A 16,658-nucleotide genomic window follows, 5' to 3' on the forward strand; every position below is an offset into this window, starting at 1 on the left:
TTCGCCATAAGAAACTTATTGCTAGCGTGAATCTCAGACAGAAGCAAGGTGTATGTCGTTAGCCGAAAGTGGACAGATGGGGCCATTTTATTCTTAAGTACAATTTGCAAGAAAACCCTTTTCTGTCGCGAAATCCCTACTTTATCTAACCGATCGGTTTAACTGCTTAGATACAAGTTGCAGCATACGTCGAATAAGCATCGTACTTCTGGTGACATTACGTTGATAAACAGTTTTCGGATAATGGCAAGTTAAAACCAATCCTAGGTAGTTTTGACAATAGGTTACTTTTAATGTAAACGTCTTACCCTTATACCCTTATTAGTTCATGAATGAGAAGGACAGTCATAACCTACTGGAGAGAAGAGAATTTTTTACCTGTGTCACCGGACTGGCAGCGGTCTCTATACTTACTGCCCTGCCAACTATAAGTCCCGCTCAGCAGTCGGAACCACCGACTGCTACGTTGACCGTAAAGCAGGTCATTGATACTGTAATAAAAGAGATCCCAGGTGCCCCGTTTGCCAAAACTGTCGATCAGTTACGGTCGGGAAGTATGGATCAGCCAGTTAGCGGTATTGTGACGACAATGTTCCCAACTATAGAGGTCATTGAGAAAACGGCCAGGGCTGGTGCTAACCTTATTATTGCCCATGAAACGCCTTTCTACAATAATGAAGACCAAACCGACTGGCTCAAGCAGGATGATGTATACCGCTACAAAATAGACTTATTAGCTAAATACAAGATTGCCATATGGCGCTTTCACGATTACTGGCATGCCCACAAGCCCGATGGGATCGTTATGGGCAATTTGTCGAAGTTAGGATGGGTGGAACTTTACGATGCGGACAATCCCAGGTTAATTACCTTGCCTAAACCGATGCGAATACAATCCATCGTATCCTTGGTAAAAGAGAAGCTGAACATACCCTCGGTACGGGTCGTTGGCCATAAAGAACAACTGTGCAGTAGTATTTATCTGGCCTTTGGTTATATGGACAGTAAACAGCAAATAAAAGCCATCCAGGAATACAAGCCTGATTTGATTCTAAGTGGTGAAACCCGGGAATGGGAAACGGTAGAACGAGTAAGGGATGGCTTATTGATGGGACAGAAGACGTCTCTGATGGTGCTCAGTCATGCCGTTAGTGAAGAAGCAGGAATGGAGTATGCGGCCAAGTGGTTACAGCCTAAACTGGCAGGTGTCAAGATAACCCACATTGCCAGTGGAAATCCTTTTCAATTTCTATAAACCAATAGTTGCTGGTAGACGTATATGACGAATAAAAGTGAAAAATTGGCAACTATCTGCTGATGAAATCCTTCATTAAAAGGTTTCTGTTAGTGAAGGATCGTCATACATTCCAAGAATGGTAGCTTGGTGAACAAGATATTACTATTGGTGGCAAAGCGGTTAATTCGTTCCTCTTAGCTATTGAGTAACGCGTCATCAATAGTGTCCGTCTGCTGAAGTTCGAGTAATACAGATCGGCTCGGTCAACCCCTCAATTATTCCCCTCAAGCTATAGGCGAAAAAATGAACAATCAACGAACGTATACCGGCAGGGTGCGGTTTCTGTAATGACTAGTTAAATACAGTGAGGCCATTCGGGGAACGTACCGTAATTGTAGAGCCATTCAGTTTAATGATTTTCCAGTCAGCGAAATCCCAATTCCATTGCCTTTAAAATGATGTGCATTAGCGGCCCAATAAAAGGGTTGAAAAATGCAGTACACTCTCAATCTCTAGTAAAGGTTGAAGAAAGTTGGGTTTGAAAGTCCGTAGTGATTTAGACATTATCTACTCTTTCATTACAAAACCGATTCCCTTTCGAGTGTGAATCAGTTTTGTATCGAAATCCTTGTCAATTTTTTTTCGCAGCGAATTGATATATACGTTGAGTAGATTAGCGCCTACACCAATGGGCATGTCCCATACATTCTGCGCAATTTCTTCGCGACTGAGTACCGTTCCTTGATTTCGTAAGAAATATTCCAGTATAGCAAACTCGCGGGGTGTTACATTGATCTGTTTATTACCGGCTCGGTTTACGGTCTTTTTGCGTAAATCCAGGGTTAGGTCGCCCATAGTTAGCTGAGTCGACTCAGCTAATCCGGGTTCATAGGACCAATAACTGCGCTTTATACTAGCCTTAATCCGTACCAGCAATTCGCTAAACTCAAATGGTTTAACGATATAGTCATCTGTCCCGGCGTCAAACCCCGCCAGTTTACTTTCAATCGTTCCCTGCGCCGTAAGGATAATAATAGGAAGCTGGGAATTTTGGGCGCGAATGTCGCGACATAGTTCATACCCGTTTACATCTGGCAGGCTAGTTTCTAATATAACCAGGTTAATTCCCCCATACTCTATTAACTTACGCGCAGTTGCTGCATCCAGCGCTATAGAAACCCCAAAACCGTACTCCTTCAAGCCACGCTTTAGGGACATTGCCAGTTTAATTTCGTCGTCAACTATTAGGATTCGCATAAGACAACTGCTTTAACAGCTGCCAAATTAGTGAACCTATACTCTTTATGTAACCCAGTTAGGATACTTCTAATCCACTTTTAATTTACTTTTTAGGATTCTTTAACTCATTCCGACGTCGACTACTATAACGACAACTTATTATTTAAATAGTACAATTTCAGGTAGCTACCAATCGGTTAAACATGTACCATCCTCGGTATTATCCTAATAAAATTGATTGTTTAAAGGTTTTCTAATGATCTTTTAAGTTTTTTTTAATGTAACCCGCCTACGGGTAAAATACCTTTGCATTAGTCAACAACAAGCCCATTGGCGACTATACTTTATTGGCTTTTTTTTGATCAGCGAGCCCTGCTTCAACGTACCGAAGTCGCTAACGACCCGTTTATAGAATCCTGCAATTTATGGATTTGGGATCAGATCAAATTAAGTATGATTCATATAGCCAAAACTGAACTCGAACGGACTGATGCAAAATTGGAAACTGAACTAGTTCGGTGGCAAATAAACGTAGCCGATCCCTATCTCTTGAAAATTGTCAAAATAGTTTCGTGTAAAAAAAAGATTATTATGAATAGACTGCTCATGCTCATGAGCTTATGTGCCTTGTTATGGTGTACAAGCTGTGCGAAAAAAGAAGAAGAAAAGGAAGAGGAAATCAAATATTTGGTGACCAGTCCATTAAAAAGAGACACAACAATCACGAATGATTACGTGTCTCAAATTCGGTCAATCCAGCACATCGAAATAAGAGCGTTGGAAAAGGGCTTCCTGCAGAAAATTTTCGTGGATGAAGGACAGTTTGTCAAAAAAGGGCAACTCATGTTTCAAATTCTGCCCATACAATACCAGGCCGAATTATTAAAAGCACAAGCCGAAGCCAATTATGTAGACGTTGAATTCAAAAACACAAAATTATTGGCGGATAGTAATATCGTTTCGAAAAATGAATTGGCTTTGGCCAGAGCCAAGTTAGATAAGGCAAAAGCTGAAGTATCCGTAGCACAGATACATCTTGGATTTACAGAGGTAAGAGCGCCTTTCGATGGTATAATGGACCACTTCCAGGTACGGTTGGGCAGCCTAATTAATGAGGGAGATTTGCTGACTACACTCTCCGACAACAGCAAAATGTGGGTGTATTTCAACGTGCCGGAAGCCGAATACCTCAACTATAAAACCCACGCGCAAGAGGAAAACATGCAGCACGTAAACCTGATGATGGCTAACCAAAAGGTGTTTAATTACCCTGGCGTGGTTCAAACAATTGAGGCTGACTTTAACAACGAAACCGGTAATATTTCGTTTCGGGCTACGTTTCCCAATCCTAACGGGCTGTTACGGCATGGCGAAACGGGTAATATACAAATGACTTTACCGATGAAAAATGCCCTGATTATCCCGCAGAAAGCCACCTTTGAAGTGCTGGAAAAGAAGTATGTTTTTGTCGTCGATAAAAACAATGTGATTAAATCGAGGGAGATCACCATAGCAGCCGAAATGCCTCACATTTTTGTTGTTCGAACGGGTCTGAATAAAGACGATAAGATACTTCTGGAAGGCTTACGTCAGGTAAAAGAAAACGAAAAAATACAATACACATACATGAAGCCAGAGTCTGTTATCTCGAATCTAAGTTTATATGCCGAATAATCAGACATTCTAAAATCCGAAGCTATGTTTAGTAAATTCATCCGCAGGCCCGTATTCGCTATTGTGATATCAATCATGATCGTCTTTATCGGCATACTGGCTATCACGAAGTTACCTATCTCTCAATTCCCCGATATTGCCCCTACAACGGTCAATATATTTATTGCTTATCCCGGAGCCAGTGCCGATGTATTGGTGAAATCCACGCTGATTACCTTGGAACAGGCGATCAACGGCGTTCAGGATATGCGGTATATAGCTACCGATGCAACCAGTGCTGGTGAGGCTACGCTTCGGATTATTTTTGAACCGGGAACAGACGCTAACGTCGCCGTTATCCGGGTGAAAACAAGGGTGGATCAGGTTATGCCGCTCTTGCCCGAACTGGTGCAGCGTGAAGGGGTTATTATCTCGCCTGTTCAACCCAGTATGTTGATGTACGTCAATCTCTATTCTAAGGAAAAGAGCATTGACGAAAAATTCCTGTTCAACTACGCCACCGTTAAAATGATCCCCGAAATCCAGCGGACCAAAGGGATCGCCAGAGCACAAATACTGGGTAGTCGGCGATATGCGATGCGCCTTTGGTTGAACCCAGAGCGCATGCGGGCCTACAATATCTCTGTAGAAGAGGTAATGACGGCAGTTGGGGAGCAAAGTATTGTAGGTCGCCCAGGCCGGATCGGTCAAAGCTCCGGTATTGCTGCCCAATCGCTGGAATACGTACTCACATACAAAGGCAGGTATACCGAGCCAAAGGAGTATGAAGGTATCATTATCCGGGCCAATTCAGAAGGGCAAAGCATCCATTTACGGGATATAGCCCGAGTTGAACTAGGCAGCGAATTCTTTGACATTTATTCTAACCTGGATGGCCATCCGTCGGCAGCCATTGTGTTGCGGCAAAACTATGGCAGTAATGCCAGTGATGTAATTGAAGAAGTAAAAAAGAAGCTTGAGATAATGAAAACCTCCTTTCCTCCGGGGGTGGACTATAAAATCAGCTATGACGTTTCCAACTTCCTAGATGCGTCTATCGAGCAGGTAATTGACACCCTGCGGGACGCGTTTTTACTGGTTGCCTTGGTTGTTTTCATATTCCTGGGTGACTGGCGTTCTACCCTGATACCGATCCTTGCGGTTCCGGTATCCTTAATCGGGGCGTTTTTCGTTATTCAGGCTTTCGGGCTTTCCATCAACTTAATTACACTCTTTGCCCTGGTGCTGGCCATTGGTATTGTGGTCGATGATGCGATTGTCGTCGTCGAGGCCGTCCACGCCAAGTTTGAAGAAGAGCCGGGCATATCGCCCTTTAATGCGGTAAGAAAAGTGCTTGGTGAGATCAGCGGAGCCATTATTGCCATTACCCTGGTGATGGTGTCGGTATTCCTGCCTATTTCATTTATGTCGGGTCCGGTCGGTACTTTTTACCGGCAATTCTCCATCACTATGGCCAGTTCCATTGTGATTTCGGCTTTGATCGCCCTAACGCTGACGCCCGTGTTATGTGCCATGTTGTTGAAAAATAGTCACGGACATGCCAAAAAGAAAAACCTGCTGACCAGAGCGCTCGACAGTTTCAATAGGGTATTTGATAAACTGACCGGACGATATGTGAGCTTGTTAAAATTAATCGTCAGCCGAAGAGTCCTTACGTTCCTGATATTGATAGGTTTCTGTCTGGGAATAGCCTACGAAAATAAAATTCTGCCAGCCGGATTTATTCCGAACGAAGACCAGAGTACTATTTATGCCATTATCCAGACGCCACCGGGTTCTACTCTGGAAAAAACGAACGAGGTTTCCCGACGGCTTCAGAAAATTTGTGAAGAAGTTCCGGGAATAGAATCGGTATCGTCGCTGGCCGGTTACGAGATCATGACAGAAGGACGGGGTTCCAATGCCGGTACGTGTCTGATCAACCTAAAACCTTGGGGAGATCGCGAGCATAACGTGAAGGAAATCATGGAAGAGTTGGAAGGGAAAACAAGGAGCCTTGGGGCTGTGGTTGAATTCTTTGAGCCACCGGCTATTCCTGGATTTGGTACGTCAGGCGGTTTTTCCATGCGTTTACTGGATAAAACAACCGACACGGACTATCGTGAGTTTGATAAAATCAACAAGGAATTCATGGCGAATTTGGGCAAGCGTAAAGAGCTCACGGGCTTATTTACCTTCTTTTCGGCCAATTATCCGCAGTACGAACTGGAGATAGACAATAATCTGGCCATGCAAAAAGGCGTATCTATCGGAAAAGCGATGGATAACCTCAATATCATGATTGGTAGTACCTACGAACAAGGGTTTACCAAGTTTAACCAGTTCTTCAAAGTGTACGTACAGGCCGATCCTAGCTTCAGAAGGCTCCCATCCGATCTTTTAAAGCTTTTTGTTAAAAACGATCAGGGAGAAATGGTGCCCTACTCAGCATTTATGAAGCTTAAAAAAGGCCAGGGCCCCAATGAAATTACCCGGTTCAATTTGTATAATTCAGCCGCTATTCAGGGCCTTCCGGCTAAGGGATTTACCACAGCCGATGCCATTCAGTCCATACGGGAAGTTGCCAAAAAGACGTTGCCAAGAGGATACGACATCGCTTTTGAGGGTCTTTCTTACGATGAATCGATCCGAGGGAATGAGACGCTGTATGTGTTCCTGATTGTATTATCCTTCGTTTACTTCGTGTTGGCAGCCCAGTACGAAAGTTTTATAATTCCTTTTGCCGTGGTGTTATCGCTGCCGGTTGGGATATTCGGTTCGTTTTTGTTGCTCAAGTTAATGGGGCTGGAGAACAACATTTATGCCCAGATCGGACTCATCATGCTGGTTGGTTTGTTGGGTAAAAATGCCGTACTGATCGTTGAGTTTGCCGTTCAGAAGCGACAGCAAGGAGAAACGATTCTGAACGCAGCTATTGAAGGGGCCAGGGTCCGTTTCCGCCCGATCTTAATGACCTCATTCGCCTTTGTGGCTGGCTTGATACCGTTGATTAGCGCAACGGGTGCCGGTGCTATTGGTAACCGTACCATTGGTGCTTCTGCTATGGGTGGTATGTTATTCGGAACCGTTTTCGGGGTCATCATCATCCCTGGATTGTACTACATATTTGGCACGTTGGCCGATGGTCGCCAGTTGATTAAAGATGAAGAAGATCATTCGTTGACTGAAGGTATGGTTCATGCAGTAGACAATTTTCCACAACCTGAAGAAGTTGAAGATAATGCGTAATAAAAGACGATTGACTTGGGTAGGGATAACGTTGGTTGCCCTATTCTTTAGCGGCTGTACTGTACCGCGCCTGGTTCAGAGAACAGAGAATAAATCAGTACCTGCGAGTTTTTACGACTCGCAGGACTCTACCAACTCGGCAAAGACGATTTGGCGGAGTTATTTCACCGATCCTAACCTGTCGTCCCTGATTGATACAGCTTTGTATAACAACCAGGACCTGAACATTACGTTACAGGACATTCAGGTGGCCAATAACGAAGTGTTAGCCAGAGCCGGGGCCTATCGGCCCTTCGTTAGTCTTGGCGGGGGAGCGGGTGTTGACAAAGTGTCCCGCTACACCAGCCAGGGAGCTGCCGATGATTATACAGAAATAAGGCCAGGTGTGCGAACACCCACTGTTTTGCCGAATCTGTATTTTGGCCCGACTGTCAGTTGGGAGGTGGACATTTGGCGTAAACTGCGTAACTCCAAAAAAGCGGCCGTATATACTTACCTGGCTTCTGTTGAAGGGAAAAATTTCCAGGTTACCAATCTGGTTGCCGAAGTCGCCAATAATTATTATGAGCTGATGGCTTATGATAATCAACTGGATATCATTAAGAACAACCTTATCATTCTTAATAATGCCCTATCCATTACAAGGCAGGAAAAAGAAGCTGCTAAAGTGACCGAACTGGCTGTGCGCCGGTTTGAGGCCGAAGTATTCAAAACGCAGAGTCTTCAGTTCGAATATCAACAACGGATTGTCGAAACGGAAAACCGAATCAACTATTTGGTGGGTCGATTTCCGCAACATGTTCAACGGAATTCCCAGAGTTTTGTTGACTTAACGCCTATTAAACCTAACGCGGGTATTCCGTCGCAGTTACTGGCGAATCGGCCTGACATTAAGCAAGCTGAATTAAGTTTAGAGGCCGCTAAGCTGGATGTGGTCGTAGCAAGGGCAAATTTTTATCCTTCGCTAACTGTTTCAGCATTTTTGGGTGTTATGTCCTACAATCCGCTGTATTTGCTGAACGCTCCTCAATCATTAGTTGCTTCTCTGGTAGGTGGTTTAGCCGGACCATTGATCAATAAGAATGCCATTACGGCTACGTATAAAAGTGCTAATTCAAAGCAAATACAGGCCGTTTATAGTTACGAGAAAACGGTTCTGAATGCGTATATCGAGGTGGCGAATCAGTTGTCAAATATTGACAACCTGGAAAAGAAATACAACACAAAAAATAATCAGGTGCAAGCCCTTACTCAGTCAACCAGCATATCGCTTAAGTTATTCACCTCAGCAAGAGCTGATTACATGGAAGTGCTGCTGACTCAGCGTGATGTACTGGAAGCAAGAATAGAGCTTATTGAAACCAGAATGCAGCAAATGAATGCTCAGGTTAATACGTACCGGGCACTGGGTGGCGGATGGAAATAAATACGTGATGTCAACCAATGAATAAGCTGTTCAGAAAACTAGTCGAAAATTATATAGACTGGATTGCAGTATAGAGAGCGTATGCCTTAGGTTTAAAGGATGATACGAAGAATCGAGCGGGGCCGTTAATGCGGTCTCGCTCGATTCTTTTTACCTCATTCTCAACCGGGTTGCCGATACGACAGAAATTTAAGATGGCAGTCCCACTAACAAGCGGAATGTTTTATAGCTAGTGGGTGAGCAGTAAGTGTCTGATTGCCGACCCGCTTATGCCCCGTGGCCTTTATAATGCGCATGCGCTGAAAGTGCCAAGCGAGTGTAAACAGCGGATTGAACTAATGTTAGCCGAACGTATCTCCCTGGAACGTGGCTGCTAGAGCGGGTCTCTGTCAGTTAACGTAGGCTTCTCGACGACTGTACTAAGTGTAGTTATTACCGTTTAAATTTTACTTTCTGCGCCACATTACGGGCGATCAATTTACCCTGCTCCCGGCTTACATCGCAGGATTGGCGATAATGGATACCCGCATACACGCGCGAGTTGCCAGCCTCGATAGCCGCTTCTTCAAACGAGTGGTACAAACGCCCAGGGAAGCCCACCAAGCGGTATGAATTGTCCGTGAATGTATAATTGGCCCCGAATAACTGGGTCAAGGTCTGGGCAGCAGCCCCCGAAATCAGCGCATGACCCGAAGGATATTCAGGATGAGGTGGAGTGGCGATCAGCGCATTCCAACTAGGTTCATTCATCACCGTGCGGATGTATGTAACGGGTCGACAACCATTGTATTTATACTTCTCTTTAAAGATACAGATGGCAGCCTCTGAGCAAGCTATCCCCATCTGAGCATAGGCCAGTGTGGCTACATCTAATGGGGGCTTCTGAAGGGCGAGCACCTGATTCAAAATTGACATCCAGTGCCCACCTCCATAGCTTTTACCATCCGGATCGTCTGCCCAAAATAAGGCAATCGTTTTCTGTTCAGGGGTCAGGCTCTTGGAAATGTCATATACTTCTTTAACCTGGACGTAATAAGCCGATGATGGGGCTATCGAATAGGGGATAGGTTCTTGCTGATCCGTTCCCATATCACTGCCAGAGACTAGAAGCCGATTTTTACCCCAATTTGGTAGAGCCGCTTTAAAAAGGCCCGGCGGGGTAGGTACCCACAAGCCTTCGCCAGCCGGTAGGCTAAAGGGCGTAGTGTTATCATAGCCATCGGTTTTTGACCACTCGAAGACGGCTGTAGCAATCGTTTTTTCAAAATCGGCTGAACGATTCAACTCATCCAGGGGTCTATCTTTTTGGTAGAGAGCAGTATTAGCCGCTTCTAGCGAGTCGATGGCGGCTTTGTTGGCGGCAGGGCAGAGGTCATGGGGTGAAAGTAGCGGCTCATAGTTGCCATAGCGGCATTGGCACAGGCGGGCCAATAGTAGTTCAGCCTGGCAGCAGGCTTGGGCAAAGGAGGAAGCCCGTTTAGTTGGGTAGCCATGGACTGATAGCTGGCCAATCCCGGAACAACGGATTCGTAGAGGGCAATGCCTGTATAGGCAAATCGCCGGACAGTAAAGGGCGGCGGAGCAGGTGTAGTTTGGGTGAGTTGGAGTTGCAGGGTTAACCAGGAGGTGACTACCTGCGAGGAGAAAGTGGCCGCTGGGGGGATATCTCGCTGAGGGACCGGGTGGGATGCGGTCAGTAGAGCACAAGCCAGCAGCCAAATAGGAGTCTGCAGGAAGCGATGAAAGTTGATAGACCAGTGCATATAAGATGGACCTTAGGAGTAAATTCCAAACGGATATGGCTGGGTAAAATAACACTAGGTATAGGTCTGTTGAGTTGGCCACATGTTTCAATGTAGAAAACAAAGCCACGTTGATCCTCACTTTTTTCGTAGTCGACCTTTCTTTTTAGTAAACGGTAAGCTGGTTTGCTACTAGCGTAGGTGGACGCTTTTTGTACGTGTCAATGTTCAAGAAATTCCTCTAAATACGGTACTGTGAAAAACCAGGTCGGGCCGGCAACGATTGACTATTTGCCCGGTTCGGATATGCTGCTCAACCAGTTTGTTGCTGGGGGCTGCTTTTTGGGAAAGGTCGAGTGTACGGTGCCGAATTTTTTTTGTGAAAAAGAATAAAGGCACATTAAGAAGTTGGGCCGGTTATACCTTATCCAGAACCGAGCGACTGGTCGAGACAATCAATAATGATTGGTTTCCGGCCCGGTTTAGTAAACCGCATAACCATACACCTTGACGATTAACCATGAGACCGGAGCTAGAAAAATAAATATACACACAGCCCCAGTAGGACGCCCGTAGCCAGCAGGGCAAGGACCATCATGATATCGAGGGCGTCACCAATCTTCAAGAATGGCTTTTTTTCAATCTCCATACTGCGAGATACGAGAAAACACGAAGACTTCCAAAAGCCATCTGATTATGTTACTAGAATAAAGTAATTATCAACTAAAGATTGCACACACTCCACGTAGACAAAGCGATTGCCCTGCTATAAAAATAGCCGACTTGCTCACGGTTTCGCTGTACGTCAACGGTCAATAAAAGAGTAAGTATAACAAAAATGCTAAATCTGTAAATTCTTGTGGGTCGGGTGAAAGAGAAAATTTATTTACTTAATATGTAAACTTATACTTAAAGACGTTAAACAAGATATTTATAAGTATACCGAATAATAAACTATACTTAACATATAGTTTATTATGAAACATTTTACGAAACTATGTGCTTTACTAAATTAAATAAAACAAGGTATGATGAATTATCTATCAGGAAGTAATGTATCGAATAAAGATGAATTTAAGCCCGAGAAAGTAGTAGCTGACTGGCTTGAGGCCATTTCCAAATTATATACATATTATGGGCAAATGTATACCTATATAAATAAAGAAGTAGTGCAACAAGAACAGATGAGGTATGATCCGTACAGAGATCAGTGTCCTGTTAATCAACTAGTAACGTTAGCTATTACGGTACGAAGTGAATTAGAAAAGTTACACCAGGACATGGACCAACTTACTAAGCTCAAACAGCCTATCATTGAAAAAAATTATAAAAAGCTAGCTGATCATACCATTATTATAAATCAATTGAATCAACACGCACAAATCAGGCTTCACTTGGTTAGTGTGTCGGCCTCTTAACCTTGTGCTACCTAATCGATAATTATTGGTTTAATTTACTGAATTGCTGTTGTTGAAGAGCCTGAATTTTAGCTAAGTAAACTAAATATCTATCTTTTAACGATTGATAATGATCAATCAACGGACTAGTTTCAGAGGTACCAATTATGGTCTTTTCAGCCCTCTCTACCAACTTTTCTACTTTAGCGATATTAACCAGGGTATGTTCTATCTGGGTTTGATAAACGCTTACTAAGTGTTTGTTATTTTTATTATGCTCATCCTGATAAGTGTGGTTGAGCGCAGGAGGTTGGCTGAGTGCCTTTTGCCACTGCTTTTCCAAATCTACCGTACAAGATTCGGTAGGCAAATCATCCTGTAAGTCATATGAAAGCTCGGCCTGGTGGTTGTGGGTAAAACCGATGTCGTTTTCCATCGTTGGAGATGCTTGATCAACATTAATAAATAACCTGATTAGTTTGGTTTGCGTTTTCTCATCAACTAGATCGATAAAGTTGGCTGTAGCCATGAATACATATTGTTCCAACAACTTGCCGAGCGGTCTATTAACGTTTCCCATTATAGATACTTTTATAGCGTCATATTATAACCTGTTATAAGTAAATCAACTATGTTGTTAACTATAAGTTTAATTTTTATATGAATACTATAAGAAATAGTCGATAGTGTTTAGCGGCTTTGTAATAGAATAGCCTTAGGTTGACCTTATTCGGAAAATTACGACCAGCCTAATTTATCCATAGCTAAATATTGTCAGTCTCACCTACGCTTGTTTCAAGTCGATTAATCAGTGGAGACTGGTCTTGCCACGATATAGGGCACAAATTCTTAATCCATATTTCGTACTTGTTCTCTGCTATAGTAGGCAAGCCATTTTGTCAATAGGATAAAGGGTATAAGGTGAGCTGTATGATGAGCCAACTAGCTTCTTTTTTCAAAGGTCTGCATTCATTTAACCGGCTGATATTCGCTGGAAAAATACCAAGGAATTTGAATTCTAACTTAGTTAAGCTTGTGTCCATACGTTGATTTTTGGACAATTTATCTGCCAGGCTGTTTCCAACTATCTCCAAACAAGTCTTATTTCGAGTCCAGACCGCTGCCTCACTCGAAGAGTTTTATTCTAATCTATGGACCTACAGTCGGCGTTTTGTCTGTAGTCAACGAGAATAAAGCATCTTAACGATACATGTATGCAAACAATGGATGAATTTTTTGAGCACACGATCCAGGATCTGTACTCAGCCGAGACACAAGCGCTTGAAGCGATGCCCCAGTTAGTTCAACGGGTACAAAATGAACAGCTTCGACAAGCCTTACACGTTCATCAACGGGAGACGGAAAGTCAGGTTACCCGACTGGAGCAGATTGCCAAGCAGTTGGGGATTGACCCCGATGGGGAAACCTGTATGGCCATGCAGGGGCTCATTGAAGAAGCTCAGGACTTACTGGCTCAACTAAAGGATGGTCCCTTAGCGGATGCGGCTATTATTGGAGCCGCCCAAAAAATGGAACATTACGAAATTGCCAGCTATGGTACGGCCCGAACACTGGCTCTACAAACCGGTCTGGACCAGATTGCCAACATACTGGAAACAACGTTGAAGGAAGAAAAAGCCGCCGATGAGAAACTAACCTATGTTGCGACGACTTCGGTGAATCAAAAAGCGGCTCAATTGTAGCCGAATTAAATCAAAAACTAATTCTCAAAATTGTTTTTGTGAGTTTTGCTAAATCCTCAAACGGTTGCCTCTGGCAAGTCGTTAGGCAGCAAACACTATAGTTTTACCTAGATTAATAACTCAACACGTTATGAAAATTCAGTCAATTTCAATGGGCTTGCTAATGACCCTGTGCCTAACAGGCGCTTGCTTCGCCCAGCAGAACAGTGGAGCCATGAGCGCTGGTACAACCACCCAGGTAGGCAAAGAAAGTAAAGCCGAATTCGATAGCCAAAACAAGAAAGGGGCAGCTGCCGTAGGAGCTGTGACGGCTAGCCCGGCCAAGCTTTCTGCTGCCGATCAAGGTCTGATGATGCAGGTGGCTAAAGGGGGTATGATGCAGCTGGAGGTGAGCAAGGTGGCTCTGCAAAAGGCCAGCAATGAGGAAGTTCGTCAACTGGCGCAGGCTGAAGTCGATGAACAAACGGGACTATCAGCGAAATTGAAAGAAATTGCTGACGCTAAAGGCATCACCTTACCCTCGACTCCCGACCCAGAAACTCAAGCGATGGTTACCAAATTGCAAGGTATGTCTGGCGCTGCTTTGGACAAAATGTACGTGAGCGAAAGTGGCGTGAAAGGGCATGAGAAACTCGACAAAGTGATGTCGACGGTGAAGTCAAGTGCATCTGATCCTAGTTTGCTGGGCGTTGCTAAGGCGGCTCATCCGCTGGTAAAAACTCACTTAACCGTAGCCAAGCAGATCATGAATAAGTTGTGAGGTAAATCTTTTTCATAAATCAGTAAGGGTGGTGACGTCTAAGGTCATCACCCTTACTGATTTATAGATGTTTGCTACCAGTTGAGAATTATGTGATTTTAGACGAGCAGGTCCGTTGCCTCGTAGGGGACTGTTCGTTTATAACTATGCTGAACGGGAGTGGGTTGGGTTAGTGAACAAGTGTTTCAGGTTTCCTTACTAAACCACAAGGTTATGATTTTAAAGATGGACCGGCTTCCTATTGAGTTGCCCATGCCCAAAAACCCTTCTGCCAACGATGCAGCTGCCATTCAGGAACTGTTAGGGGGTAAATTCGGCGAGATGTCCACGCTGATGAACTACACGTTTCAATCCTTCAATTTTCGGGGCCGCAAGAAAATACGCCCCTTTTATGATGTTATCGCCAGTATCGCTGGTGAAGAATATGGCCACATCGAGGTGGTTTCCTATGCCATTAATCTATTGCTAACAGGTGTAACGAAACGTGGACATGACCCTGTCGCGGGTCCACTTGCTGATGCCGCCAATGCCCGCAACACGTATCATTATATCGCCAGTGGGCAAGGCTCACTACCCGTTGATTCGATGGGTAATTTCTGGACTGGTCAGAATGTATTTAGCAGTGGTAATTTAAAGCTGGATCTGCTCCATAATTTTTTTCTGGAATGTGGCGCACGGGCCAACAAGATAAAGGCTTATGAAATGGTGACAGACCCAACGGCGCGTACTATGGTAGGTTATTTGCTGGTACGTGGGGGATTGCACGTAGTAGCCTATGCCAAAGCACTGGAGAAATTAACGGGTGTAGAAGTGACCAAACTTTTGCCCATACCTAACCTAAGTAATAACGCTTTTCCTGAAGCCCGGAAATTTATGGAACAAAAGCTCCATTTATCCTTATACACCTTCAGCCAGGACGATTATAAACAGTCGGGTTTGATCTGGAATGGACCACACCCCGATGACGGTCAGGAGTGCTACGTCGTAGAAGGCGGAATGCCCGGCTATCCAGTCCCTGACTTGGACGAGGAACCGCAATTGAATGCGCCGGGCACAGAGGATTTCGACCCTCAGGTGTTCTCCGATATGGCAAAGAAAATGGGCATTAAATACGACTATTAAGCCCGAACATTTATTGACTATTGTTATAAAAAGAGACTCACCTTTAATTAAAGGTGAGTCTCTTTTTATAACAATAGAACACTTTATAAGGCGTTCTTATCTCGATTCCATTCCAGCCGTAGCTGTTGATTCCCTAGAACCTGACACTCCTGAAACGTTTTAGCTGTTTCGCTGGGCTTGAGCGGATCGCTGTCGGAAACGTCCTCATCGTAGAGATGTACCGTGGGCAGGGCTCCGCTTTTGGCCAGCAACCGTACCCGACAGTAATAGGTGGCTGTACCTGCCAGCCGTAGAATTAGATAACCACTGGTTTTGCTGGTTAACTGGTATTCGGCCTGATAAATGGGATAGTCAGCATACACAACAACCGGCACGTTGGCGAACCGTTTATACGCGTAACCCGTCAGTATATAGGCGACCAGCCATTCACATGTAGCAATTTCGTTACAGAGTTGGCAAACGCTTCTCTGGCCGCCGATTCGTCAGGATACGTATGCTGACTAGCATAGGTCATATCCTTATTAGCCTCACCCTGCATGACCTTACTTTCGTGTTGAATCTGCTCAACAATAGTCTTGAGTTTCATACGCGTTCAAGTGCTATAAAAGCGCTTTAAATCGCTTTACACAATTGACTTCTTCTTTTTTCGTAACAGCAACGCGACCACTGTCGTAGTGACAACTACCCCGATGAGCACGTTTTTTGCCAACCCTATGCGGTTGAATTTCCAGTCGGCTTTCCAACCCTTTTCGGCAAAAATATTCGGTATATGCCCTTGCCGCAGATCATCTACGATCCCTTCCACTACGTTGATTCGATCGGCCAGCAGTAAAGGAAGCCAGTGGCCGTATTCGGATTCACTTGATTTGAACGCGTACCGTCGGATAATACCACTCAGGCCAGATGGAGGAGTAGACGTACCAAAAACAGCGGTGAGATTTGGTCGTTCGTTGGATTTGAGAATTTCTACGGTTACTTCCTGAAGCGGGGGTCTTTCCCAGTTGAGCCGTTTGTGATCGTCGCCAGTGTAATTTTTTATAGGGTACGTAGGCTCGTTTTTTGGGTCGGCATCTACTCCCCACCCGTTAATATGGGAATACTCGTTTGGTGTCGGTTCCATAATTAGTTGA

15 protein-coding genes are annotated in these 16,658 nt (G+C 44.4%); 8 read left to right on the forward strand and 7 right to left on the reverse strand.

Annotated elements, in window-relative coordinates:
• Positions 1-328: 328 nt before the first annotated feature.
• Positions 329-1,255 (forward strand): Nif3-like dinuclear metal center hexameric protein, encoded by a 927-nt coding sequence (locus tag ACFS25_RS09835; RefSeq protein ID WP_381499354.1) that lies wholly within the window; start codon positions 329-331, stop codon positions 1,253-1,255.
• Positions 1,256-1,804: 549 nt separating this feature from the next.
• On the opposite strand, the gene ACFS25_RS09840 is transcribed toward ACFS25_RS09835, so the two are convergent.
• Positions 1,805-2,494 carry a response regulator gene (locus ACFS25_RS09840; protein WP_381499357.1) on the reverse strand — a complete coding sequence of 230 codons (690 nt, stop codon included), beginning with the start codon at positions 2,492-2,494 and terminating at the stop codon, positions 1,805-1,807.
• Between the two features lie 573 nt (positions 2,495-3,067).
• Here ACFS25_RS09840 and ACFS25_RS09845 point away from each other — a divergent pair.
• From ACFS25_RS09845 to ACFS25_RS09855, 3 genes are read left to right on the forward strand one after another with little or no spacing between them, the layout of a single operon-like run.
• Entirely contained in the window at positions 3,068-4,150 is a 1,083-nt protein-coding gene (locus ACFS25_RS09845) for an efflux RND transporter periplasmic adaptor subunit (RefSeq protein ID WP_381499360.1), read from the forward strand.
• 24 nt (positions 4,151-4,174) lie between these two features.
• On the forward strand, positions 4,175-7,378 hold the full coding sequence (locus tag ACFS25_RS09850) for an efflux RND transporter permease subunit (RefSeq protein ID WP_381499363.1): 3,204 nt from the start codon (positions 4,175-4,177) through the stop codon (positions 7,376-7,378).
• Positions 7,371-8,804 carry a TolC family protein gene (locus tag ACFS25_RS09855; protein ID WP_381499366.1) on the forward strand — a complete coding sequence of 478 codons (1,434 nt, stop codon included), beginning with the start codon at positions 7,371-7,373 and terminating at the stop codon, positions 8,802-8,804. Before ACFS25_RS09850 ends, ACFS25_RS09855 begins: the two co-directional genes overlap by 8 nt.
• 432 nt (positions 8,805-9,236) lie before the next feature.
• Here the strand turns inward: ACFS25_RS09855 and ACFS25_RS09860 are convergent, their stop codons facing one another.
• Positions 9,237-10,235, reverse strand: a complete 999-nt coding sequence (locus ACFS25_RS09860) for a vanadium-dependent haloperoxidase (RefSeq protein ID WP_381499369.1) — start codon at positions 10,233-10,235, stop codon at positions 9,237-9,239.
• The gene (locus ACFS25_RS09865) at positions 10,136-10,567 is read right to left on the reverse strand and encodes a hypothetical protein (RefSeq protein WP_381499370.1); all 432 of its coding nucleotides are present in this window, start codon (positions 10,565-10,567) and stop codon (positions 10,136-10,138) included. The genes ACFS25_RS09860 and ACFS25_RS09865 overlap by 100 nt, the downstream gene beginning before the upstream one ends.
• Positions 10,568-11,574: 1,007 nt before the next feature.
• Here ACFS25_RS09865 and ACFS25_RS09870 point away from each other — a divergent pair.
• Positions 11,575-11,964, forward strand: coding sequence for a hypothetical protein (locus tag ACFS25_RS09870; RefSeq protein ID WP_381499373.1), 390 nt, complete (start codon positions 11,575-11,577; stop codon positions 11,962-11,964).
• Between the two features lie 22 nt (positions 11,965-11,986).
• On the opposite strand, the gene ACFS25_RS09875 is transcribed toward ACFS25_RS09870, so the two are convergent.
• Positions 11,987-12,523: a hypothetical protein gene (locus ACFS25_RS09875; RefSeq protein ID WP_381499376.1), complete on the reverse strand. Its 537-nt coding sequence runs from the start codon at positions 12,521-12,523 to the stop codon at positions 11,987-11,989.
• Positions 12,524-13,157: 634 nt separating this feature from the next.
• Here ACFS25_RS09875 and ACFS25_RS09880 point away from each other — a divergent pair.
• The 3 genes from ACFS25_RS09880 (at position 13,158) to ACFS25_RS09890 (ending at position 15,528) form a co-directional block, all read left to right on the forward strand.
• Positions 13,158-13,646 carry a ferritin-like domain-containing protein gene (locus tag ACFS25_RS09880; protein WP_381499379.1) on the forward strand — a complete coding sequence of 163 codons (489 nt, stop codon included), beginning with the start codon at positions 13,158-13,160 and terminating at the stop codon, positions 13,644-13,646.
• 130 nt (positions 13,647-13,776) lie between these two features.
• Positions 13,777-14,406 carry a DUF4142 domain-containing protein gene (locus tag ACFS25_RS09885; protein ID WP_381499382.1) on the forward strand — a complete coding sequence of 210 codons (630 nt, stop codon included), beginning with the start codon at positions 13,777-13,779 and terminating at the stop codon, positions 14,404-14,406.
• 213 nt (positions 14,407-14,619) lie between these two features.
• Entirely contained in the window at positions 14,620-15,528 is a 909-nt protein-coding gene (locus ACFS25_RS09890; RefSeq protein ID WP_381499384.1) for a manganese catalase family protein, read from the forward strand.
• An 83-nt stretch (positions 15,529-15,611) separates the two neighbouring features.
• On the opposite strand, the gene ACFS25_RS09895 is transcribed toward ACFS25_RS09890, so the two are convergent.
• From ACFS25_RS09895 to ACFS25_RS09905, 3 genes are read right to left on the reverse strand one after another with little or no spacing between them, the layout of a single operon-like run.
• Positions 15,612-15,902: a hypothetical protein gene (locus tag ACFS25_RS09895; protein ID WP_381499387.1), complete on the reverse strand. Its 291-nt coding sequence runs from the start codon at positions 15,900-15,902 to the stop codon at positions 15,612-15,614.
• A gap of 29 nt (positions 15,903-15,931) precedes the next feature.
• Positions 15,932-16,114: a hypothetical protein gene (locus tag ACFS25_RS09900; protein WP_381499390.1), complete on the reverse strand. Its 183-nt coding sequence runs from the start codon at positions 16,112-16,114 to the stop codon at positions 15,932-15,934.
• Positions 16,115-16,150: 36 nt separating this feature from the next.
• Positions 16,151-16,648: a hypothetical protein gene (locus tag ACFS25_RS09905; protein WP_381499393.1), complete on the reverse strand. Its 498-nt coding sequence runs from the start codon at positions 16,646-16,648 to the stop codon at positions 16,151-16,153.
• Positions 16,649-16,658 lie beyond the last annotated feature (10 nt).

This window comes from Spirosoma flavum, assembly GCF_042686045.1.
GTDB classification, from domain to species: Bacteria; Bacteroidota; Bacteroidia; order Cytophagales; family Spirosomataceae; genus Spirosoma; species Spirosoma flavum.